The sequence below is a fragment of the Streptomyces sp. NBC_01707 genome (genome assembly GCF_041438805.1).
In the GTDB taxonomy this organism is placed as follows: domain Bacteria; phylum Actinomycetota; class Actinomycetes; order Streptomycetales; family Streptomycetaceae; genus Streptomyces.
Window position 1 is genome coordinate 3,675,033 of record NZ_CP109190.1, and the last position, 22,990, is coordinate 3,698,022.

At 70.0% G+C, this 22,990-nt stretch carries 17 protein-coding genes; 12 read left to right on the forward strand and 5 right to left on the reverse strand.

The genetic code is table 11. The annotated features are described in order from the left end of the window. Window positions 1–40: 40 nt before the first annotated feature. A complete protein-coding gene (glgB, locus tag OG963_RS16445; RefSeq protein WP_093929361.1) occupies window positions 41–2,488 on the forward strand; it encodes a 1,4-alpha-glucan branching enzyme in 2,448 nt (815 codons plus the stop codon). Here glgB and OG963_RS16450 read toward each other — a convergent pair. Continuing rightward, complete coding sequence (locus tag OG963_RS16450; RefSeq protein WP_093772469.1) at window positions 2,445–4,655, reverse strand: UvrD-helicase domain-containing protein; 2,211 nt, start codon at window positions 4,653–4,655, stop codon at window positions 2,445–2,447. The genes glgB and OG963_RS16450 overlap by 44 nt on opposite strands. A gap of 439 nt (window positions 4,656–5,094) precedes the next feature. Between OG963_RS16450 and OG963_RS16455 the strand changes: the two genes are divergently transcribed. Further along, the gene (locus OG963_RS16455) at window positions 5,095–6,042 is read left to right on the forward strand and encodes a TIGR04222 domain-containing membrane protein (protein WP_371799197.1); all 948 of its coding nucleotides are present in this window, start codon (window positions 5,095–5,097) and stop codon (window positions 6,040–6,042) included. A 10-nt stretch (window positions 6,043–6,052) separates the two neighbouring features. Here the strand turns inward: OG963_RS16455 and trxA are convergent, their stop codons facing one another. Next, window positions 6,053–6,394 (reverse strand): thioredoxin, encoded by a 342-nt coding sequence (trxA, locus tag OG963_RS16460; RefSeq protein WP_030931101.1) that lies wholly within the window; start codon window positions 6,392–6,394, stop codon window positions 6,053–6,055. Between the two features lie 3 nt (window positions 6,395–6,397). Further along, window positions 6,398–6,802, reverse strand: a complete 405-nt coding sequence (locus OG963_RS16465; protein WP_093772475.1) for a MerR family transcriptional regulator — start codon at window positions 6,800–6,802, stop codon at window positions 6,398–6,400. Window positions 6,803–7,094: 292 nt separating this feature from the next. Between OG963_RS16465 and OG963_RS16470 the strand changes: the two genes are divergently transcribed. Then, window positions 7,095–8,510, forward strand: a complete 1,416-nt coding sequence (locus tag OG963_RS16470) for a family 16 glycosylhydrolase (protein WP_093773341.1) — start codon at window positions 7,095–7,097, stop codon at window positions 8,508–8,510. A 159-nt stretch (window positions 8,511–8,669) separates the two neighbouring features. Here OG963_RS16470 and OG963_RS16475 read toward each other — a convergent pair whose 3' ends face one another. After that, complete coding sequence (locus OG963_RS16475; RefSeq protein ID WP_093772477.1) at window positions 8,670–10,034, reverse strand: cation:dicarboxylate symporter family transporter; 1,365 nt, start codon at window positions 10,032–10,034, stop codon at window positions 8,670–8,672. Window positions 10,035–10,165: 131 nt separating this feature from the next. On the opposite strand from OG963_RS16475, the gene OG963_RS16480 reads away from it, so the two are divergent. From OG963_RS16480 to OG963_RS16505, 6 genes are all read left to right on the forward strand, one after another. Next, window positions 10,166–11,914: an ATP-binding protein gene (locus tag OG963_RS16480; protein WP_371799198.1), complete on the forward strand. Its 1,749-nt coding sequence runs from the start codon at window positions 10,166–10,168 to the stop codon at window positions 11,912–11,914. Then, a complete protein-coding gene (locus OG963_RS16485) occupies window positions 11,911–12,585 on the forward strand; it encodes a response regulator (RefSeq protein WP_093772481.1) in 675 nt (224 codons plus the stop codon). The genes OG963_RS16480 and OG963_RS16485 overlap by 4 nt, the downstream gene beginning before the upstream one ends. Window positions 12,586–12,759: 174 nt before the next feature. Then, entirely contained in the window at window positions 12,760–14,121 is a 1,362-nt protein-coding gene (locus OG963_RS16490; protein WP_093772483.1) for an ABC transporter substrate-binding protein, read from the forward strand. Window positions 14,122–14,171: 50 nt separating this feature from the next. After that, window positions 14,172–15,062: a carbohydrate ABC transporter permease gene (locus OG963_RS16495; RefSeq protein WP_256223398.1), complete on the forward strand. Its 891-nt coding sequence runs from the start codon at window positions 14,172–14,174 to the stop codon at window positions 15,060–15,062. Continuing rightward, on the forward strand, window positions 15,059–15,907 hold the full coding sequence (locus OG963_RS16500; protein WP_037821749.1) for a carbohydrate ABC transporter permease: 849 nt from the start codon (window positions 15,059–15,061) through the stop codon (window positions 15,905–15,907). The genes OG963_RS16495 and OG963_RS16500 overlap by 4 nt, the downstream gene beginning before the upstream one ends. A 151-nt stretch (window positions 15,908–16,058) precedes the next feature. Further along, window positions 16,059–16,682, forward strand: a complete 624-nt coding sequence (locus OG963_RS16505; RefSeq protein ID WP_319326066.1) for a helix-turn-helix transcriptional regulator — start codon at window positions 16,059–16,061, stop codon at window positions 16,680–16,682. Between the two features lie 76 nt (window positions 16,683–16,758). On the opposite strand, the gene OG963_RS16510 is transcribed toward OG963_RS16505, so the two are convergent. Further along, the gene (locus OG963_RS16510) at window positions 16,759–17,784 is read right to left on the reverse strand and encodes an ATP-dependent 6-phosphofructokinase (RefSeq protein WP_030916099.1); all 1,026 of its coding nucleotides are present in this window, start codon (window positions 17,782–17,784) and stop codon (window positions 16,759–16,761) included. Between the two features lie 263 nt (window positions 17,785–18,047). Here OG963_RS16510 and pta point away from each other — a divergent pair, with 263 nt between their 5' ends. The 3 genes from pta (at window position 18,048) to pyk (ending at window position 22,920) form a co-directional block, all read left to right on the forward strand. Then, window positions 18,048–20,120: a phosphate acetyltransferase gene (gene pta / locus OG963_RS16515; protein WP_093772487.1), complete on the forward strand. Its 2,073-nt coding sequence runs from the start codon at window positions 18,048–18,050 to the stop codon at window positions 20,118–20,120. A gap of 5 nt (window positions 20,121–20,125) precedes the next feature. Further along, window positions 20,126–21,415: an acetate kinase gene (locus tag OG963_RS16520; RefSeq protein WP_093772489.1), complete on the forward strand. Its 1,290-nt coding sequence runs from the start codon at window positions 20,126–20,128 to the stop codon at window positions 21,413–21,415. A 74-nt stretch (window positions 21,416–21,489) separates the two neighbouring features. Beyond that, the gene (pyk, locus tag OG963_RS16525) at window positions 21,490–22,920 is read left to right on the forward strand and encodes a pyruvate kinase (RefSeq protein ID WP_030916090.1); all 1,431 of its coding nucleotides are present in this window, start codon (window positions 21,490–21,492) and stop codon (window positions 22,918–22,920) included. The last annotated feature ends 70 nt before the right edge of the window (window positions 22,921–22,990 follow it).

Consider the following 22,990-nt stretch of genomic DNA (forward strand, 5'->3'; position numbering starts at 1 on the left):
GATTCCTGCCTCACCAACACCCCTCGAGGAGGCTGTCCCTGTGACCGCCCGCAAGCCGCCCCGCAAAGCGCCCGATCCCACCACGACCCCGTCCGCGCCCGCTGCCGAGCCGACCCCAGCGGTCCAGCCGGCCCCAGCGGCCCCAGCGGCCCAGCCGGCAGTCTCAGCCCCCACGGGCGCCGCGGCACCCTCGGCGCCCGTGGGCTCGGCGACCTCCCCGGCCAAGCGGAAGAAGACGGCGGAGAAGCGGACCGACGCCTCCGCCCCACGGCCACGGCGTGGCGGCGGTCGCGGTGTCCGGCCGGTGCGGGCTCTCGACGACGCCGACCGGGGACGGCTGCTCGCCGGTGAGCACCATGCCCCGCACGACCTGCTCGGCGCGCACATGGTCCGCGGCGGAGTGGCGATCCGGGTGCTCCGCCCGTACGCGCGATCGGTGACCGTGCTCGCCAAGGGGCTGCGGACCGAGCTGCACGACGACGGCGACGGCTTCTTCTCCGGTCTGCTGCCGGTGCCGTCCGTCCCCGAGTACCAACTCCTGGTCGGCTACGCGGACAACGAGATCGAGGTCCATGATCCGTACCGCTTCCTGCCCGCGCTCGGCGATCTCGATCTGCATCTGATCGGCGAGGGACGGCACGAGGAGCTGTGGACCGCCCTCGGCGCACAGCCCATGGAGCACCAGGGTGTCGCCGGTACGCGGTTCACCGTCTGGGCGCCCAATGCCCGCGGTGTGCGGATCATCGGGGACTTCAACTACTGGGACGGCACGGGCTTCCCGATGCGTTCGCTCGGCTCCAGCGGTGTCTGGGAGCTGTTCCTCCCCGCGATCGGCGAGGGTGCGCTCTACAAGTTCGACATCTGCCGCCCGGACGGTACGCACACCGTGCGCGCCGACCCGATGGCCCGCCGCACCGAGGTCCCGCCCGCCAATGCCTCGGTAGTGACGGCCTCGCACCATGAGTGGCAGGACCAGGAGTGGATGGCGCACCGCGGGGACGTTCCCGTGCACGAAGCGCCGTTGTCCGTGTACGAGGTACATCTGCCGTCCTGGCGGCCGGGACTCACGTACCGCCGGCTCGCCGAGCAACTTCCCGCCTATGTGAGGGAGCTGGGTTTCACACATGTGGAGCTGATGCCTGTCTCCGAGCACCCCTTCGGCGGCTCCTGGGGCTATCAGGTCACCGGCTTCTTCGCCCCGACCTCGCGCATGGGCACCCCTGACGACTTCCGGTATCTGATCGACGCGCTGCACCGGTCCGGCATCGGTGTCATCGTCGACTGGGTGCCCGCGCACTTCCCACGCGACGACTGGGCGCTCGCCGAGTTCGACGGCCGCCCGCTGTACGAGCACTCGGACCCGGCACGCGCCGCACATCCCGACTGGGGCACGCTCGAGTTCGACTTCGGCCGCACGGAGGTGCGCAACTTCCTGGTCGCCAACGCCACGTACTGGTGCGAGGAGTTCCACATCGACGGGCTGCGGGTCGACGCCGTCGCCTCGATGCTCTACCTCGACTACTCGCGCGAGGACGGGGGATGGTCTCCGAACGAGCACGGCGGCCGGGAGAACCTGGATGCTGTCGCCTTCCTCCAGGAGATGAACGCCACCGTGTACCGGCGTAATCCCGGCGTCGTCACCATCGCCGAGGAGTCCACCGCCTGGGACGGCGTCACACGCGCCACCCACCATGTCGGCCCCGGCGGTTTCGGCGGGCTCGGCTTCGGGCTGAAGTGGAACATGGGCTGGATGCACGACTCCCTGGAGTACGTCTCGAAGGAGCCGGTGCACCGCAAGTACCACCACAACGAGATGACCTTCTCGATGGTGTACGCCTACAGCGAGAACTACGTGCTGCCGATCTCGCACGACGAGGTGGTGCACGGCAAGCGGGCGCTGGTGTCGAAGATGCCCGGCGACTGGTGGCAGCAGCGCGCCAACCACCGGGCGTATCTCGGCTTCATGTGGGCGCATCCGGGCAAGCAGCTGTTGTTCATGGGGCAGGAGTTCGCCCAGGGCGCCGAGTGGTCGGAGGGCCACGGCCCGGACTGGTGGCTGCTCGATCCCTCGTACGCGGCGGAGGCTGACCACCGGGGCGTCCGGGACCTGGTGCGTGAGCTGAACGCGGTGTACACGGCGACACCGGCGCTGTGGCAACGGGACACCGTCCCCGAGGGCTTCGCCTGGGTCGACGGCGGAGCCGCCGAGGACAATGTCTTCGCCTTCCTTCGTTTCGACGCGGACGGTGCGCCGCTGCTCGCGGTGTCGAACTTCTCGCCGGTGGTCCGCCACGAGTACCGGCTGGGCGTGCCGTCGTCCGTGTCCGCCTGGGCGGAGGTGCTCAACACGGACGCGGCACGGTTCGGCGGCGGGGACGTCCTCAACCCGGATCCGCTGAAACCGGAGTCCGTCGCCGCCCATGGTCACCGCACGAGCGTCCAGTTCACTCTGCCGCCACTGGCGACGGTGTGGCTGAAGCCGGTGTGATGATCCCGAGCCGCTGGGTGGCCCGGGTCAGCGCCACATAGAGATCGTTGGGGGTCATCAGCGCGGGCGCGACGACGAGAACCGTGTCGAACTCCAGGCCCTTGGCCTGGCGTGGGTCGAGCAGGACGACGGGCCGGTGCAGATCCAGCGGCCCGTCGCCGAGTCCGGTGAGTTCCGCGTGGAGCTCGCGCGGGGCGATGACCGCGAGCCTGCCATCCGCCGGGGCCTCCGCCCGGGCGAGCCCGGCCACGTCGGCGAGCGGCAGAGTGCGCTCCCAGGGCCGTGCACCGGTGGAGCGGATGGAGCGCGGAGGTTCGAAGGCGGGGTCGGTGGCCCGGCGTCGCTCGGCCGCGTACTCCATGATCTCGGCGGGCGTACGGTAGTTGACCCCGAGCCGGGCCAGCTGCCAGCGGTCCTGGACGTACGGCGCGAGGATCTCCTGCCAGGAGTCGCAGCCTGCCAGGTCGCCGGTCTGGGCCGGGTCGCCGACCAGGGTCATCGAGCGGGTCGGGCTGCGGCGCATCAGCAGCCGCCAGGCCATGGCCGACAGCTCCTGCGCCTCGTCGACGATGATGTGCCCGAACGTCCAGGTCCGGTCGGCGGCGGCGCGCTCGGCGGCGCTGCGGTGGTCGGCCTCCTCCTGACGCTCGGCGAACCGTTCGGCGTCGATGATGTCGTGCGCCGCGAGGACCTCGGAGGCGTCCTCGTCGATGTCCTCCTTGTCCTCGAACTCGTAGGTACGGGAGGCGTACGAGACGTCGAGGACGCCCTGCGCGTAGGCGATCTGGCGGGCCCGCTCGGCCTCGGCGGCGGCCCGGGCGGCGGAGTCGTCCGTACCGAGGAGCTCGGCGGCCTCGTCGAGGAGGGGCACATCGGCAGGTGTCCAGGCGGCCTTCTCCGCGCGCCGGAGCAGCTCGGCGTCGTCCTCGGCGAGATGCGTGGGCTCCTCCAGATAGCCGGCGAGGAACTCCTGCGGGGTGAGCGGGGGCCACAGGGAGGTGATGGCGGCGTGCACCTCCGCGCTGGCGGCGATGCCCTTGCCGAGCTGCGCGATGTCGTCGGGGCCGAGGAAGTTCGGGCCGCCGTAGGGGTCGGCGCCGATGCGGTCGGCGAGCTGCGTGGTGAGATCGTCGATGATCCGGAAGGCGAAGGTGGGCAGGGCGAGATTGTGCGGCAGCCCGGTCTCGCGTGCCTTGTGCCGCGCTTCGACCGCCATGTCCCAGTCGAGGATCAGTTCCCCGTCGTCGTGCGCGATGACGATCGGCTCGCCCTTCTCGGGCACCTGCTGCCGGTCCCGTACCGCCTCGGCCAGTACGCCGGCCATGTCCGCCCTGCCCTTCACGGCGGCGGCCGCAGGGCTGTCGGTGCCGGTGGCGTGGACGCCGGGGAACAGTTCGCCGACCGTCGACAGCAGTACGCCGGTCTCACCGAGCGAGGGCAGTACGTCACCGATGTAGCCGAGGAAGGCCGGGTTGGGACCGACGATCAGCACGGCCCGCTTGGCGAGCTGCTCGCGGTGTGCGTACAGCAGATACGCGGCCCGGTGCAGCGCGACCGCGGTCTTCCCGGTGCCCGGCCCTCCCTCGACGACGAGCACCCCGCGCTGCGGCGCGCGGATGATGTGGTCCTGTTCGGCCTGGATGGTCGAGACGATGTCGCCCATCCGGCCCGTGCGGGCAGTGTTCAGCGCGGCGAGCAGCACCTCGTCGGCGTCGTGCGACTCGTATCCGGTGCGGGTGGTGTCGGCGAGATCCATGATCTCGTCGTGCAACCCCGTGACCGTGCTCCCCTGCGTGGTGATGTGCCTCCTGCGACGCAGTCCCATCGGTTCATATCCGGTCGCGAGATAGAACGGCCGCGCGACAGGAGCCCGCCAGTCGATCAGCAACGGGGTCCGCTCGGCGTCGTCCCGCCGGATTCCGATGCGCCCGATGTGGTGAGTGACTCCGTCGCGGCTGTCGATCCGTCCGAAACACAGTCCCGTGCCGGCGGCATTCAGCGAAGCAAGTGAGGCGGAGTGCTCGGCGACGCCGATATCGCGCTCCACCCGCGCCTGTCGACCGGTGCTGAGCTGCGCGATCGTGGTGCGCATGGCGGCTTCGGCCGCTTCCCGGAGCTGGTCGAGCCGCTCGTGGGCGAGGGAGACGAATTGCTGTTCCTGCCGCATTTCCTCGGTTGACAATTCAGCTCCTGGCGCGATAGGGTACCTTTATTGAAGTTCTCCGCGTATTGCGTCGCATGCACACACGGAACTATTCAATATAGGCGAAGAAATGCCCCGGCCGTCAATTCGGACCGGGGTTTTTGTTTGTCTCCGGGAGACGCTCGGCAGGGCGCGTGCGCCCGTCGCATCGAGCACGGCGCGCAGCCGGACGAGGGGTCCCGCCGCAAGGCGGCGTCGCCGGCATCGCCCCGGAGTCACGCGCGCCCGGAGTCGGGCGCTCGCGTGCGATCGACGGCCCGGACCGCGAGCGCGGGGGAAGCACGCTCGGAACAAGCTCAGAAAAAGCTCTGAAATCAGGCTGGTTCGGATTGGCCGTGCTTCACACGGAGATACCCCTCGCATACGCACATTCATCCGGAACACGTCCGGACCGGGGGCTGCCATGTGGACCGCACTCACGCTCGTCGACGCCGCGACCGCACTGGCCGCTGCCACCGCCTGCCTGGCCCTCTCCGGTCGGCGGCTGCTGCCGTGGCGGCGCCGGGAGAGCGCGCCCGGGTTGGGTCCGTACGATGCGGCGTTCCTGGCGGGCGGACCGGAGCGGGTGGTGGAGGCGGCGCTCCACACCCTGTGGGGCAGTGACAACAACGTCGTGATCGGATCGGGTGGGCGGCTGCGGTTGCCCGAGCCGTGGACGGAACCCGAGCATCCGGTGGAGCATGCCGTGGTCGAGAAGTGGCGGACCTCCGGCTCCACGACCCCGACTCTGCTGCGGGTACGGGCGGTGCGGGCCGGGGCCGTACGCGAGATCGGCGACCGGCTCGTCTCGTACGGTCTGCTGATGACCCCGCCACGCGCCCGGGCCCGTCTGTACGCCGCGCGTGGCCTGGTCGTCGTGGTGTGCGGGACAGTGGTCCTGGCCGCCTTGGCCGTCCCGCAGGGGCTGCGGCAGGCGGCACCGTTCATCGCGGTGGCACTCTGCTGTCTGGCCGTGCGGGCGCTGTGCCCGGCGCGGGGTCCGCTGACCCCGGCGGGCCGTCGCCGCCTCGCAGCGATACGCACCGGCGAGCTGTGGGCATCGGCCGCGCTCGGGGCCGTGGTGTTCGACGGGCGCAGCGCGCTGCCGGGTGAGCGCCGGCGCTTTCGGCGTCGGGACGGGGCCGGGGGCCGTCTGCCGTCGGTGGGCCGGATGCTGATCAAGTACGGAAAGGCGCTGGATCCGGACGACGACCGGAGCCCGGACAGCGGCGGCATCGGCAGTGACCACAGCTCCTACGGATCCGGCAGCTCCCACGACTCGTACGGCTCCCACGGTTCCTCGTACGACGGAGGAGGTCACCACCACAGCTGCGGCGGTGGCAGCAGCAGCTGTGGCGGCGGAAACTACTGAGCGTCGTGGCTCACACCTTCTCGAGCACGTCCTCCAGTTCCTGCAGGAGCCTGCGCTTGGGCCGGGCCCCGACCATCGACTTCACGGGTTCGCCGGACCGGAAGACCATCAGGGTCGGCATCGACAGCACCGCGTAGCGGCTCGTGATGTCCGGGTTGGCGTCCACGTCGATCTGAACGATCTTGATGCGTCCGGCCTCCTCGGCGGCGATCGCGCTGAGCACCGGGGCGAGCTGGCGGCAGGGTCCGCACCAGTCGGCGGTGAACTCGACCAGTACCGGGAGCTCGGCCCCCAGCACCTCACCGTCGAAGGTGACGTCGGTGACCTCGGCCACGCCCTCTGCATGAATCATCTGTCATCCTCCCAGTTCACAACGTGGTTCCGGGCCGCCTGGAAGCTCGGCAGCGGCCTCCAGCTCGGCCCTCGCGAGCTCTGCGCCCACCTGGGCGCGGACCGACCGGAGCTGCTCGATGAGCGAGTCGAGCTCGCCGAGCTTGCGCCGGTAGACGGCGAGCGAGGCGGGGCAGGCGTCACCGGCCGGGTGGCCGGCGCGCAGGCACTCGACGAACGGCCGGGTCTCCTCCAGGTCGAACCCGAAGTCCTGCAGGGTCCGGATCTGCTGCAGCAGACGCAGATCGTCCTCGTCGTACGTGCGGTACCCGTTCACGGCCCGCCGCGCAGGCAGCAGCCCGCGTGACTCGTAGTAGCGCAGAGTCCGCGTCGTCGTCCCGGCCCGCTCGGCCAGCTCCCCGATTCGCATGCTTCGACCGTAAGGGTTGACGCGGACGTCAAGGCAAGCGCGGGGCTCCCCTCCCCCATGCATTCCTTCAACTGCCTTTTACATTCAAGAAGTTAAGAGCGCATCGCCATTGACGCCCCTCCCGCGTGCACCTACAAAAAGCGTGAGAGCGCTCTCAAGACCGGTACCTCGTCCCGTTCCCCCACCCCCACCGGAGAGGTGTTCCTTGAACGCGAGCCGCATCCACCTGCCCGCTCACTCCCCCACCTCCACTCGCCGCAGACGCACCACCGCACTCGCCGCGCTGACCGTGATGGCCCTGGTGCTGGCCGGACTGGCCACTGTCCTCGGCTCCGGGTCCGCACGCGGCGCCGTCCCTCCGGCGCCCGGCTGGGACCTGAAATGGAGCGACGACTTCAACGGCGCCGACCGCTCCCTCCCCTCGGCCGCGAACTGGCTGATCGACACCGGCCACGCCTACCCGGGCGGCCCCGCCAACTGGGGCACGGGTGAGATCCAGAACTACACCGCCAGCCCCGACAACCTCAGCCTCGACGGCAACGGCAACCTTCGGATCACGCCGCTTCGGGACGGTGCGGGCAACTGGACCTCCGGCCGGGTCGAGACCACGCGCTCCGACTTCAAGGCCCCGGCGGGCGGCACCTTGCGCATCGAGAGCCGGATACAGATGCCGAACGTCACCGGGAACGCGGCGCTCGGCTACTGGCCCGCCTTCTGGGCGCTCGGCTCCCCGTACCGTGGCAACTACTGGAACTGGCCGGGCATAGGCGAGTTCGACATCATGGAGAACGTCAACGGGATCAACTCCGTCTGGGGTGTGCTGCACTGCGGCGTCAACCCGGGCGGTCCGTGCAACGAGACCAGCGGCATCGCCAACAACCGGGCCTGCCCCGGCTCCAGTTGCCAGTCGGCGTTCCACACGTACACGTTCGAGTGGGACCGCTCCGTCACCCCCAACGCGCTGCGCTGGTACGTGGATGGCCAACAGTTCCACTCCGTCTCCCAGAGCCAGCTGGACGCCGGCACCTGGGCCAACATGACCGAACACGCGGGGTATTTCATTCTTCTCAACCTCGCGATCGGCGGCGCGTTCCCCGACGCGCTGGGCGGCAGCACCCCCACCACGGAGACCGTCCCGGGCCGCCCCATGCTCGTCGACTACGTCGGCGTCTGGACCAGGGGCGGCGGGGGCGGCACCGACCCGACCGATCCCCCGGGCCCGACCGACCCGCCGTCCGGCTCCTCCGACCTCGCGCTCCGCTCCGGTGGCGGTCTCGGTGCGGCCGAGGCGTCCGGCTCGGTCGTGACCCTCGCCTCGGCGGGCGGCGCCAACTACGACGGCACCCCGCACAGCCCGCAGACCTTCACCGCCTCGGGCATCACCCGGACGTACGACGGCGGGGCCACCCGGTTCGACCTGTTCGTCGACGCTGGGACGACCGTCGCCAACGGACAGCAGGTGCGGGTGAGCTATGACCGTACGGGCGACGGGACCTGGGACCGCACGGAGACGTACAACTACTTCCCCACCGACCCCGTCCCCGGCTACGAGCACTACACGCAGGGCAAGGGGCTCATGGCCTCGACCGGGAGCCAGGGCGATCTGGTGAACGGCAAGGTCAGGGTGGAGATCTGGAACGCCATCGGCAACGGCTCCAGCACGGTCGGCATCGGCAACCGGTCCGTCGTGCACATCCCCTTCGGCTGACGGAGCGGAGCGCGATCCCCTGCACGGATGACTGACAGGGCCTTCCGTCGCGTGTGCCCTGCTCGCCGCCGGCCGCGCCATGTCGTCGACGACGCGGGAGCATCACATGGGCGGGGCCGGTACGGACATTCCCGTACCGGCCCCGCCTCGTGCAGGTGACTAGACCTTCGCCGTCACGTCCGCCGCCCCGCCGTCCCTGGGCTCGGGAACGTCCGTCGCACCGTGCGGATCGTCCTGGGTGAGCGTCTTCTCGTCGAACGGGATGGCGCCGGCCAGCACCTGGTCGACCCGTTCCCTGTCGATCTCCTTGGTCCAGGTGCCGACCAGCACCGTGGCGACCGCGTTGCCCGCGAAGTTCGTCAGGGCGCGGGCCTCGCTCATGAAGCGGTCGATGCCGACGATCAGGCCGACGCCGTCGACCAGTCCGGGGCGGTGGGACTGCAGGCCGCCCGCCAGAGTGGCGAGGCCCGCGCCGGTGACGCCCGCCGCACCCTTCGAGGCGACGATCATGAAGAGCAGCAGGGAGACCTGCTCCCCCGCGCTCAGCGGGTCACCCATCGCGTTGGCGATGAAGAGCGAGGACATCGTCAGATAGATGGCGGTGCCGTCGAGGTTGAACGAGTAGCCGGTGGGCACCGTGATGCCCGCGACGGACTTGCTGACGCCCAGGTGCTCCATCTTCGCGATGAGCCGCGGCAGCGCGGACTCCGACGACGAAGTGGAGAGGATCAGCAGGAACTCGCGGCCCAGGTACTTCAGCAGGAGCAGCAGATTCACCCCGGCGACCACCCGCAGGATCGTGCCGAGCACCACGAAGACGAAGATCGCGCAGGTGATGTAGAAGCCGACCATGATGATCGCGAGGGACTTCAGCGCGTCGACGCCGGTCTCGCCGACCACGGCCGCCATCGCGCCGAACGCGCCGACCGGGGCCGCCCACATGATCATGGCGAGGACGCGGAAGACGAGTCGCTGGATGTGGCCGATGCCGCGCAGGACCGGTTCACCGACGGAGCCCATGGCCTGGAGCGCGAAGCCCGCGAGCAGGGCGACGAGCAGGGTCTGGAGCACTTCGCCCTCGGTGAAGGCGGAGACCATCGTCGTCGGGATGATCCCCAGCAGGAAGTCCACGGTGGACTCGCTCGCACCGGCCGCCTGCTTCTCACCGGCGGCGCGCACCGCTTCGGTGAGGTGGAGGCCCTGGCCGGGCTCCAGGATGTTGCCGACGAGCAGGCCGATGGCGAGGGCCACCGTCGACATCACCAGGAAGTAGCCGAGGGCGAGCCCGCCCACCGCGCCGACCTTGGCGGCCTTGCGGACCGAGCCGACGCCCAGCACGATCGTGCAGAAGATGATCGGCGAGATCATCATCTTGATGAGGTTCACGAAGCCGGTACCGATCGGCTTCAGCTCGACGGCGAATCCGGGGGCCACGAAGCCCACCAGGATGCCGAGCGCCACAGCGCCGATCACGGCGAGATACAGATAATGCGTACGGTCCCGCCTGGCGGCTGGCACTCCCACGGGGTTCTCCTCGGCTCGTCCCTGTCCGTCCCCCCGTCCCTGGGGGTCCCGGCGAATATCCCGCCCCGTGTGACGGCCGTCACCGTTACGTGCATTTAGTTCATATGTTTTCGGCCAGGCAGACTGTGAGCATGCGTCTCCCACGCCCCCGTACCCGTCCCCGCAGCCTGGCCGGTCAGCTCTTCGCGATGCAGGTCGTGCTGGTTGCGGCCGTGGTGGCGGGGTGCGCTTTCTTCGCGTACGTCTCCGGGAGCGAGCAGGCGGAGGAGACCGCGACCCGGCAGGTCAGGGCGGCGGCACTGGCGGTGGCCGATTCACCGTCCGTACGGGAGGCGATCCGCACCCCGGACCCGACCGCCGTGCTCCAGCCGTACGCCGAGAAGGTCCGCAAGGACACCGGGATCGCCTTCGTCACGATCATGAGCCCGGAGCGAATCCGCTGGACCCACCCCGACGAGGACCGGATCGGGGAGACGTTCCTCGGCCACACGGCCAGGGCGCTGCGCGGCGAGACGTTCGCGGAGACGTACACCGGCACACTCGGCCCCTCGATCCGGGTCGTCACCCCGGTCCGGGACGGCGGCAGGATCACCGGCCTGGTCAGTGCGGGCATCACGGTCGAGCGGGTCTCCTCGCAGGTGCGGGCGCAGCTCGGTGCGCTGGGGCTCGCGGCGGGCGGGGCACTCACCCTCGGCGGCATCGGCACGTATGTGATCAACGCCCGGCTTCGGCGCCACACGCACGGAATGAACGCCGCCGAGCTGAGCCGGATGCACGACTACCACCAGGCCACCCTGCACGCGGTGCGCGAGGGGCTGCTGATGCTCGACGGACAGCGCAGGATCGCGCTGGTCAACGATGCGGGCCGGGAGCTGCTCGGGCTGCCGCCGGGTGCGGTCGGGCGCCGGGTGGCCGAACTGGAACTTCCGGCGCCGCTGACCGGGGCGCTGCTGGCCTCCGAGGAGCGGGTCGACGAGCTGCATCTGACGGCGGACCGGGTGATCGTGGTCAACACCCGTCCGGTGGTGGGCGGCGAGCAGCGCGGTACGGTCGTGACCCTTCGCGACCACACGGAACTCCAGGCGCTGTCCGGCGAGTTGGACTCGGAGCGCGGGTTCACCCAGGCGCTTCGCTCCCAGGCGCACGAGGCGGCGAACCGGCTGCACACGGTCGTCTCGCTGATCGAGCTCGGCCGGGTGGAGGAGGCGGTCGGCTTCGCGACGGCGGAGCTGGAGCTGGCACAGGTCCTCACCGACCGGGTCGTCGGTGCCGTCGCCGAACCCGTGCTGGCGGCGCTGTTGCTGGGCAAGGCGGCGCAGGCGAACGAGCGGGGGGTGGAGCTGGTGCTCGCGGACGACAGCGTGATCGACGACGGCGCGCTGCCCGCGACGCTGCCGCAGCGCGATCTGGTGACGATCCTCGGAAATCTGATCGACAACGCGGTGGATGCGGCGTCCGAGGCGGCGACGGCCCCGCCGCCCGGCGCGGTTGTCCCCTCCGGTGCGGGGACCGTGCCCGGATCCGGGGTGGCGGCGGACTCCGCCGCCGTGCCCGCCCAGCGCGGCTCGGCACCGCGCCGCGCCGGCCGTGCGCGGGTCACCGTCACCGCGCTCGCCGACGACCGTGAGCTGCTGCTGCGGGTCGCGGACACCGGGTCCGGAGTCGATCCGGACGTCGCCGCCGAGGTGTTCCGTCGCGGCTGGTCGACGCACGGTGCCGGTCGTGGGCTCGGGCTGGCCCTCGTGCAGCAGGCCGTGCACCGGGCCGGCGGGACGGTCGTGCTGAGCGGAGGTCCGGACGGCGGCGCGGAGTTCACCGCCCGGCTCCCGCTGTCGCCCTCGCCCAGGCAGCAGCACACGCCGAAGGAGCGCACCCCGTGATCCAGGTGCTGGTCGTCGAGGACGATCCCGTGGCCGCCGACGCCCACCGGCTGTACGTCGGCCGGGTCCCGGGCTTCACCGTGGCCGCCGTCGCGCATTCGCGCGCGGAGGCGGTACGGGCGCTGGACCGTACCCAGGTCGATCTGCTGCTCCTGGACCTGTATCTGCCCGATGGACACGGTCTGCAGCTGCTGCGGTCGCTGCGCGCCGCCGGGCACACGGCGGATGTCATCGCCGTGACGTCGGCGCGTGATCTGGCGGTGGTCCGGGAAGGGGTGTCGCTCGGCGTCGTCCAGTACGTGCTGAAGCCGTTCACCTTCGCCACCCTGCGCGACCGCCTCATGCGCTACGCCGAGTTCCGCGCGGCGGCCGGTGAGGCGAGCGGCCAGGACGAGGTGGACCGGGCGCTCGGCGCGCTCCGGGCTCCGCAGCCGTCCCGACTGCCCAAGGGGCTGAGCGGCCCGACGCTGGAGGCGGTGACCCGCGCGCTGCGGGCCTCCCCGAACGGGGTGACCGCAGCCGCGACGGGCGTGGAGCTGGGCATCTCGCGGATCACCGCACGCCGCTACCTGGAGCACCTGGTGACGGTGGGCCGCGCCGTCCGCAGTCCGCAGTACGGGCAGATCGGACGGCCGGAGCTGCACTACCGGTGGGTGGCCGAGACGCGCTGACCGTACGCCCTTCGGTGCGCCCGGCCGTGCTGACGCCCGTCCGTACATCCAGCTGCATTTCCACCCGTACGTCGCGCCCACAACAAGCGCTTCCCGCACGGGGATTGACCTTGTCGACGGGCCGGTCCTACGGTCACGGTCTCAGCCCCCCGTGGCTATGAGGAGGTCGTGCCCGTGCGCCCCACCGCCCCACTGATCCTCGCCGCCGCAGTCGCCGTTCTGGCTGCCGGCTCGCTGACCGCCTGCTCCTCCGGTTCCGGCAGTGATCCGGACACCGTGAAGGTCGCGTACAACCGTTCCACGGACAACAAGATCCGGTTCAAGGACGCCTATATCGAGTCGGTGAAGAAGCAGTTCGAGAAGGAACACCCCGGCAAGAAGATCAAGTTGATACCGATTCAGGCGGCGGACAACGACTACGCCACCAAGGTGCAGCAGATGATGCGCTCCCCGAAGACGGCACCTGATCTGGTCTACGAGGACACCTTCCGGATCAACTCCGACATCAAGGCCGGCTATCTGCGACCGCTGGACGCGTATCTCGCGAAGTGGGACACCTGGAGCCAGTTCGTGGACACGGCCAAGGCCGCCGCGAAGGCCGAGGACGGCAAGACGTACGGCGTCCCGGACGGCACCGACACCCGCGGGCTCTGGTACAACAAGAAGATCTTCGCCAAGGCGGGGCTGCCGACGGACTGGCAGCCGAAGAACTGGGAAGAAGTCCTGGACGCGGCCCGCGCGATCAAGAAGAAGGTCCCCGGCGTCATCCCGCTGAACGTGTACACGGGCAAGGCTCCGGGCGAGGCCGCGGTGATGCAGGGCTTCGAGATGCTGCTGTACGGGACCGGCGACGACCCGCTCTACGACCCCGGCGCCAAGAAGTGGGTGGCCGGCGGGCAGGGCTTCCGCGACGCGCTCGGCTTCGTGGGGACGGTGTACGGGGAGAAGCTCGGCCCTGATCCGTCCGACGCCCTCGACCCCAACGTCGGTACGCACGTGGCCACCGAGTGGTTCCCCGAGGGCAAGCTGGCCATCTCGCTGGACGGCTCCTGGATGGGCCAGAACTGGATCAACGAAGGCCCGAAGGCGTGGCCCGAGTGGAAGACGGAACTCGCCCAGACCCCGATGCCCACCCAGAACGGCCAGGCGCCCGGGAAGGTGTCCATGTCGGGCGGCTGGACCTGGGCGATCCCGCAGAAGGCCAAGAACCCGGATCTGGCCTGGGAGTTCGTCAAGACGATGCAGACCCCGCAGAACGCGTCGAAGTGGGATGTGGTGGGTGCGCAGATCGCGGTGCGCGAGGACGTGGCGAAGGATCCGGCGTATCTGAAGTCGATGCCCGGCATCGAGTTCTTCACCGGCCTCGTCCAGTACACCCATTACCGTCCCGCTCTGCCCGTCTACCCGCAGGTGTCGACGGCCATCGGTGAGGCGATGGAGAAGGTGACCACGGGTGACGGATCACCGGAGTCGGCGGCGAAGGAGTACGACGAGCAGCTGAAGACCCTCGTCGACGGCGCGGTCGTCACGAAGTGAGCGGCGCCGCGTCGAAAGCCGGACCCCTGCGATCGCGGCGGGCGGGGTCGTTGCAGCAGGCAGGGTCGCGGCGGCGTGCGGGGTCGTGGCGGCAGGCGGGGCGGTGGCTGCCGATCGCCCCCGCCACCGCGCTGCTGCTGCTCTTCCTCGCCGGCCCCATCGGCTACTGCGTATGGATCGCCTTCACCAACACCCAGCTGACCGGATCGTCGAGCTCCGACTTCGTCGGCTTCGCCAACTTCCGACGGGCGTTCGCCGACGACAACTTCCGTAACGCCGTCCAGCTGACGCTCACCTTCACCTTCCTGTCGTCGATCGTCGGACAGAACACGCTGGGACTGGCGCTCGCGGGTCTGATGCGGGCCGCGTCCCGTCCGGTGCGTACGGTCACCGGGGCGCTGGTCATCACGGCCTGGGTCCTGCCGGAGATCGTCGCGGCCTTCCTGCTGTACGCGTTCTTCCGCCGTGAGGGCACTTTGAACGCGATCCTGGACCAGCTCCATCTGCCGGCCCAGAACTGGCTGTTCACGCTGCCGATCCTGGCAGTGTCGTTCGCCAACGTGTGGCGCGGCACGGCGTTCTCGATGCTGATCTACTCGGCGGCGCTGGCCGAGATCCCTCAGGACATCACGGAAGCCGCCGAGGTCGACGGGGCGAGCGGGCCGCTCCGGCTGTGGCACATCACGCTGCCCATGATCCGCCGCTCCATCGGCACCAATCTGATGCTCAACACCTTGTCCACGCTCTCCGTGTTCGGACTGATCTGGGCGATGACCCGCGGCGGGCCGGGCAACCGCAGCCAGACGCTCCCGGTGTTCATGTACGACCAGGCGTTCGTGAACAGTCTGATCGGCTACGGGACGGCGGTGGCGCTGCTGCTGCTTCTGGTTGGATCCCTGTTCTCGATCGTCTATCTGCGGCTGATGAAGGTGGAGGTGTGACGGGCGTGAAAGGCGTGACGACGTCCCGGCGCACCCGGGCGCGGCTGGCGTCCGACGGGGCGCTGCTGCTGGTCGCGGTGGCGTTCGCGCTGCCGCTGGTGTGGCTGCTGTTCGCCTCGCTGGACGGCAGCGCCGATCTTCGGGTGCGACCGCCGACGTCACCGACTCTGGAGAACTTCGACGCGGTCCTCACCGACGAGATCACCTTCACACCGATGCTCAACAGTCTGCTGCTGTGCGGCAGTGCGACGCTGCTGACCGTGGTGTGCGCGGCGCTGGCCGCGTATCCGCTCTCCCGCCACCGCTCGCGCCTGACCCGCCCGTATCTGCTGACGATCCTGTTCACGACATGTCTGCCGATCACCGCGATCATGGTGCCGGTGTACGGGCTCTTCGTACAGGTCGATCTGATCGACACGATGTACGGGACGGCGCTCTTCCTCGCCACCGCCCAGCTTCCGTTCGCCATCTGGCTGATGAAGAACTTCATGGACGGCGTGCCGAAGGTGCTGGAGGAGGCGGCCTGGACGGACGGGGCGTCGACGACGCAGACGCTGGTCCGGGTGGTGCTGCCACTGATGGGGCCGGGGGTGGGCGTGGTGACGATCTACACCTTCATCATGCTGTGGGGGAACTTCTTCGTCCCCTTCATGCTGCTGCTCTCCCCCGAGCAACTCCCGGCCTCCGTCTCGATCTTCACCTTTTTCGGCAACTACGGATCGGTGGTCTACGGGCAGCTGGCGGCGTTCTCGATCCTGTACTCGACGCCGGTGCTGCTGCTGTACATCCTGATCTCGCGCCGCCTGGGCGGCGGATTCGCCCTGGGCGGCGCGGTCAAGGGATGAGCGTGCAACGCGGGCCAGTACGTTCCTACGAACCGTGATCTCGGTCGAACACACCGTAGTCAGGCCGGGTCCCGGCTCCTACGGTGGGGCCGTGCACTCCACCCCGCCCTTCAACGCCCTCGCCGCGCGCCGACTGCGCGAGGCCCTGGGGATGGCGCCCGGTCATGTCGCGTACGGCCTCGGCGCCCAGTACGGACTCCGGATCAGCGCGGACACCGTCGCCGCCTGGGAGCGTGGTCTCGCGCTGCCCGGCGAGAAGGAACTCACGGCGCTGGCCGGAGTGCTGTGGTGCGCGCCGGGTGATCTGCTGACCGCCGCCCGCACCCTGCGCGAACACCGGGTGGCCCGCGGTCTGGCCGTGGACGAGCTGGCGCGGCTGCTGGGGCTGGCCGTCTCCGCGTACCAGCGGATGGAGGATTCGGGACGCTGGCGCGGCAACGAACGCCAGTCCGCGGCGCTCAGCGAGGCGTTGGAGCTGACGGCGGCCGACTTCGTGACGGCGACCGGGCGGAACGAGGAGCTCGGGGAGCTGCTGCGCAGCGCGGTGACAACGCGCTGGCAGGCGTACACCCGGCCGGTGGCGAAGCTGGTGCCGCTGGAGCGGCGGCGGCTGCAGGACGTGCTGGAACAGCTGCACTCCGACTACCAGGCGCTGATGGTGTCGACGCTGAGCTGGAGCGCGGGGGGTCCGGAGCGGGCGGGCTCGGACGGGGAGGCGGGTCGGGTGTTCCTGGACGGGATCGTGGCGCGGTTCTGGGGGACGGCGGGGGCCTGAAGGCTGCGCGACCGGCCCGGCCCTCGGCGGGCCGACCCTGGAGGCCGGCCCCCCTGCGGAGAGTCGGACGCGCCGGTCAGAACACCGATTCCGCCTCGTACATCCGGTCCTTCGGCACCGTCTTCAGCTGTGTGATCGCGTCGGCCAGCGGCACCATCATGATGTCGTTGCCGCGCAGCGCCGTCATCCGGCCGAAGTCACCCCGGTGCGCCGCCTCGACCGCGTGCCAGCCGAAGCGGGTCGCGAGCACCCGGTCGTACGCGGTCGGCGTGCCACCGCGCTGGACGTGGCCGAGAATGACCGGCCGCGCCTCCTTGCCGAGGCGGGTCTCCAGCTCGACCGCGAGCCGGTTGCCGATGCCCTGGAAGCGCTCGTGGCCGAACTGGTCGATCTCACCCTTGGCGTACGGCATCGATCCCTCGACCGGGTGCGCGCCCTCGGCGACGCAGATGACCGCGAACTTCTTGCCGCGGGCGAAGCGCTCCTCGACCATCTTGACCAGGTCCGCGACCTCGAACGGCCGCTCGGGCAGACAGATGCCGTGCGCACCGCCCGCCATGCCGGACTCCAGGGCGATCCATCCCGCGTGCCGGCCCATCACCTCGACGACCATGACCCGCTGGTGCGATTCGGCCGTGGTCTTGAGACGGTCTATGGCCTCGGTGGCGACGCCCACCGCCGTGTCGAAGCCGAAGGTGCGGTCGGTGGACGAGATGTCGTTGTCGATGGTCTTCGGGACGCCGACGACGGGCATCCCGGCGTCCGACAGCATCCGGGCCGCGGTGAGGGTGCCCTCCCCGCCGATCGGGATCAGCACGTCGATGCCGTAACGGCGGCTCAGCTCGTCACAGTTCTCGGCGGCTTCGCGGAGCCGGTCACGCTCCAGCCGGGCCGAGCCGAGAATGGTGCCGCCGTGCGCGAGGATGCCGCTGACCGCGTTGAGATCGAGGGGGCGGAAGTGGCCGTCGAGGAGTCCCTTGAAGCCGTCCTCGAACCCGATGACTTCATCGCCGTGACCCACGACGGCGCGGTGCACGACCGACCGGATCACTGCGTTCAGACCTGGGCAATCGCCGCCTGCGGTGAGAACTCCGATGCGCATCGTGCCGTATCTCCTGCTCGTTAGTGCCGTGCATTTCGGGGGCGACTGCGGAATCCCCCGTACCGTGAGCCACAACGATTGTCCCACGTCAGCTCCGGACCTCGCGCTCTCGGCCTGTCCGGGGCGCGGCATCCGACCGCTGCAGGGCGTGTGCAGCGCCCCGGAACAGGGGCTTTCGCCCCGGGGGCGGCCGGTCCGCACCCGCAGGTATCGTCAAAACGGTCGATACCACACCAAACATCCAGAACGACGGGAGAGCATGCGTGACGCGCAGCGTGTACGTGACAGGGATCGACCGGGGAGACGGCCGCCAGGTCGTCGATCTGGGAGTCATGGAGCTCCTGACGCGTCAGGTGGACCGGGTCGGGGTGTTCCGGCCGCTGGTCCACGACAGCCCCGACCGGCTGTTCGAGTTGCTGCGGGCCCGCTACCGGCTCGCCCAGGACCCGTCGTCGGTCTATGGCCTGGACTATGCGGAGGCGTCCGCGCTGCAGGCGGAGAAGGGTACCGACGAACTGGTCTCGCGGCTCGTCGACCGCTTCCATCGGGTGGCCCGGATGTACGAGGTGGTACTGGTCCTCGGCACCGACTTCGCTGCCACGCAGCTCCCCGACGAGCTGGCGCTCAACGCCCGGCTGGCCAATGAGTTCGGCGCCTCGGTGATCGTGGTGGTCGGCGGGAAGGGACAGGACGCGGAGTCCGTGCGGGCCGAGACGCGCAATGCCTACCGGGCGTACGCGGGTCTGGGCTGCGACGTCCTCGAGATGGTGGTGAACCGGGTGGCGGCCGAGGACCGCGAGGTCATCGCCGAGCGGATGACGGCGCGGCTGCCCGTGCCGTGCTCGGTCCTGCCGGACGACGCCGCACTGTCCGCGCCGACCGTCGCCCAGATCACCGCGGCGCTCGGCGGCACCGTACTGCTGGGCGACGACGCGGGGCTGGCCCGGGACGCGCTGGACTTCGTCTTCGGCGGTGCGATGCTGCCGAACCTCCTGAACGCGCTGACGCCCGGCTGCCTGGTGGTCACGCCCGGGGACCGGGCGGATCTGGTGGTCGGTGCACTGGCCGCGCACAGCGCCGGCACGCCACCCATCGCGGGTCTGCTGCTGACGCTGGACGAGCGCCCCGGCGAGGAGATACTCAAGCTGGCCGCACGGCTCGCACCGGGCACCCCGGTCGTGTCGGTGGCCGGCGGTTCTTTCCCCACAGCGGCCGAACTCTTCACACTGGAGGGCAAGTTGAACGCGGCGACGCCTCGCAAGGCGGAGACCGCACTCGGCCTCTTCGAGCGCCATGTGGACACCGCCGCCCTGCTGGACCGGATCTCGGTGGCCCGCAGCGGCCGCGTCACGCCGATGATGTTCGAGCACGAGCTGCTGGAGCAGGCCCGCGCGGACCGGCGTCGGGTGGTGCTGCCGGAGGGCGCCGAGGAGCGGGTGCTGCGCGCCGCCGATGTACTGCTGCGCCGTGACGTCTGCGACCTCACCCTCCTCGGCGACCTGGACGTCATCCGGAAGAAGGCGGCCGACCTCGGCATCGATCTTGCCGACACCCAGCTGATCGACCCGCAGACCTCCGAGCTGCGCCAGACGTTCGCGGAGCGGTACGCACAGCTACGCGCGCACCGCGGGGTCACGGTGGAGCTGGCCTACGACGTCGTCTCGGACGTGAACTACTTCGGCACCCTGATGGTCCAGGAGGGCCTGGCCGACGGAATGGTCTCCGGGGCCGTGCACTCCACCGCGGCGACGATCCGCCCCGCCTTCGAGATCATCAAGACCCGGGCGGACGCGTCGATCGTGTCGTCCGTCTTCTTCATGTGCCTCGCCGACAAGGTCCTGGTGTACGGCGACTGCGCGGTCAACCCGGACCCGGACGCGGAGCAGCTCGCGGACATCGCCGCCCAGTCCGCCGCCACGGCCGCCCGCTTCGGTGTGGAGCCGCGGATCGCGATGCTCTCCTACTCGACGGGCACCTCGGGCACGGGGGCCGACGTCGACAAGGTGCGCCAGGCCACGGACCGGGTGCGCGAGAGCCGGCCGGACCTCAGGATCGAGGGCCCGATCCAGTACGACGCGGCGGTCGAGCCGAGCGTGGCCGCGACCAAGCTGCCCGGTTCGGAGGTGGCGGGGCAGGCGACCGTGCTGATCTTCCCGGACCTGAACACCGGCAACAACACGTACAAGGCCGTGCAGCGCTCGGCGGGCGCCGTGGCTGTGGGGCCGGTGCTCCAGGGGCTCCGCAAGCCCGTCAACGACCTGTCGCGCGGTGCGCTGGTCCAGGACATCGTCAACACCGTGGCCATCACGGCGATCCAGGCGCAGGCCCAGGAGTGAACGCCATGACCACCACCCCCACGAAGAAAGGTTCCGCCGCCGTGCAGGCCCGTCGTGTACTCGTCCTCAACTCCGGCTCCTCGTCGGTGAAGTACCAGCTCCTCGACATGAACGACCGCTCCCGGCTCGCGATCGGCCTGGTCGAGCGGATCGGCGAGACGACCTCCCGTCTGCTGCACACCCCGCTGACCGGGGGCGACGCCGAGACACGGGAGCGCACCGGCCGGATCGCCGACCACGCGGCCGCGCTGAAGGCGGCGGCCGAGGAGCTGGCCGCCGACGGGCTCGGCCTGGACTCCCCCGAACTGGCGGCGATCGGCCACCGGGTGGTGCACGGCGGACTGCGGTTCACCGAGCCCACCGTCGTCACCGACGAGGTGCTGAAGGAGATCGAGCGGCTCGTCCCGGTGGCGCCGCTGCACAACCCGGCGAACATCACCGGCATCCGTACCGCCCAGGCGATGCGCCCCGACCTGCCGCAGGTGGCCGTCTTCGACACCGCGTTCCACACGACGATGCCGGAGTACGCGGCGCGGTACGCGATCGACGTGGAGACCGCCGACGCGCACCGGATCCGTCGGTACGGCTTCCACGGCACTTCGCACGCGTACGTCTCCCGCAAGGCCGCCGAGCTGCTGGGACGCACCACCGAGGAGGTCAATGTCATCGTGCTGCACCTGGGCAACGGCGCCTCGGCCTCGGCGGTGGCGGGCGGCCGGTGCGTGGAGACGTCGATGGGACTGACCCCGCTGGAGGGGCTGGTGATGGGGACGCGGTCCGGGGACATCGACCCGGCGGTCACCTTCCATCTGAAGCGGGTGGCAGGCATGTCCACCGACGAGATCGACGTCCTGCTGAACAAGAAGAGCGGACTGGTCGGGCTCTGCGGGGACAACGACATGCGGGAGATCCGCCGCCGGATCGACGAGGGCGACGAGCGGGCTGCCCTGGCGTTCGACATCTACGTGCACCGGCTGAAGAAGTACATCGGCGCCTATTCGGCGGTCCTCGGGCGAGTGGATGCTGTGGTGTTCACGGCGGGGGTCGGGGAGAACTCGGCGCCCGTACGGGAGGCTGCGATCGCCGGTCTGGAGGAGCTCGGCCTGGTGGTGGACGCCGGTCTCAACGCCGTTCGGTCCGGTGAACCGAGGCTGATCTCGCCCAACTACGCGCGGGTCGCGGTCGCCGTGGTGCCGACGGACGAGGAGCTGGAGATCGCCGACCAGACCTTCGCACTGGTCGGACGGGCCGAATCGGCCGGACAGGAAATGCCGGTCGGACAGGTCGACAACTGAGCACCCCCGCGCCCCTTTGTATCTTCCACCAGACGGAATATTCCGCAGTGAAACAAACCGATAGGATCCGCCTCATGCGCCGTTCCAAAATCGTCTGCACCCTCGGTCCCGCCGTCGACTCCCATGAGCAGCTCGTCGCTCTGATCGAGGCCGGCATGAGCGTGGCCCGTTTCAACTTCAGCCACGGCTCCCACGAGGAACACCAGGGCCGTTACGACCGCGTCCGCAAGGCGGCCGCCGAGACGGGCCGGGCGGTGGGCGTGCTCGCCGACCTCCAGGGCCCGAAGATCCGCCTGGCGAAGTTCGCCGAGGGCCCCGTCGAACTGGTCCGTGGGGACGAGTTCACCATCACCACCGAGGACGTCCCCGGTGACAAGTCGATCTGCGGTACGACCTACAAGGGTCTGCCGAGCGACGTCGCCAAGGGTGACCCGATCCTGATCAACGACGGCAACGTCGAGCTGAAGGTCGTCTCGGTCGACGGCCCCCGGGTCAGGAGCATCGTCATCGAGGGCGGGGTCATCTCCGACCACAAGGGCATCAACCTGCCCGGTGCCGCGGTGAACGTCCCTGCCCTGTCCGAGAAGGACGTGGAGGACCTCCGGTTCGCCCTGCGGATGGGCTGCGACCTGGTCGCGCTCTCCTTCGTGCGGGACGCCAGCGACGTCAAGGACGTCCACAAGGTGATGGACGAGGAGGGCCGCCGGGTCCCCGTCATCGCCAAGGTGGAGAAGCCGCAGGCCGTCGAGCACATGGAGGGCGTCGTCATGGCGTTCGACGGTGTCATGGTCGCCCGTGGCGACCTGGCCGTCGAATACCCCCTGGAGAAGGTCCCGATGGTGCAGAAGCGCCTGGTGGAGCTCTGCCGACGGAACGCCAAGCCGGTGATCGTGGCGACCCAGATGATGGAGTCGATGATCACCAACTCGCGGCCGACCCGCGCCGAGGCGTCCGACGTCGCGAACGCGATCCTGGACGGTGCGGACGCGGTCATGCTGTCCGCCGAGTCCAGCGTCGGCGCGTATCCGATCGAGACGGTCAAGACGATGTCGAAGATCGTCGTCGCAGCCGAGGAGGAGCTGCTCTCCAAGGGTCTGCAGCCACTGGTGCCGGGCAAGAAGCCCCGTACCCAGGGTGGTTCGGTGGCCCGCGCGGCCTGCGAGATCGCGGACTTCCTGGACGGCAAGGCACTGGTCGCCTTCACCAAGTCCGGTGACACGGCCCGCCGGCTCTCCCGCTACCGCGCCGCACAGCCGATCCTGGCCTTCACCACCGACGAGTCCACCCGCAACCAACTCGCGCTGAGCTGGGGCGTCGAGGCGCACGTCGTCCCGCACGTGGACAACACCGACGCCATGGTGGACCTGGTCGACGCGGAGCTGCTGAAGCTGAGCCGCTACAACGCCGGCGACACGATGGTCATCACGGCCGGTTCGCCCCCCGGCGTCCCCGGCACCACCAACATGGTCCGCGTGCATCACGTGGGCGGCGGCGCCCGCGACTGACGCGTTCGCCCCGCACAGGACCGTGGCCCGCATCCCCTTCGAAGGGGGTGCGGGCCACGGTCCTGTGCGG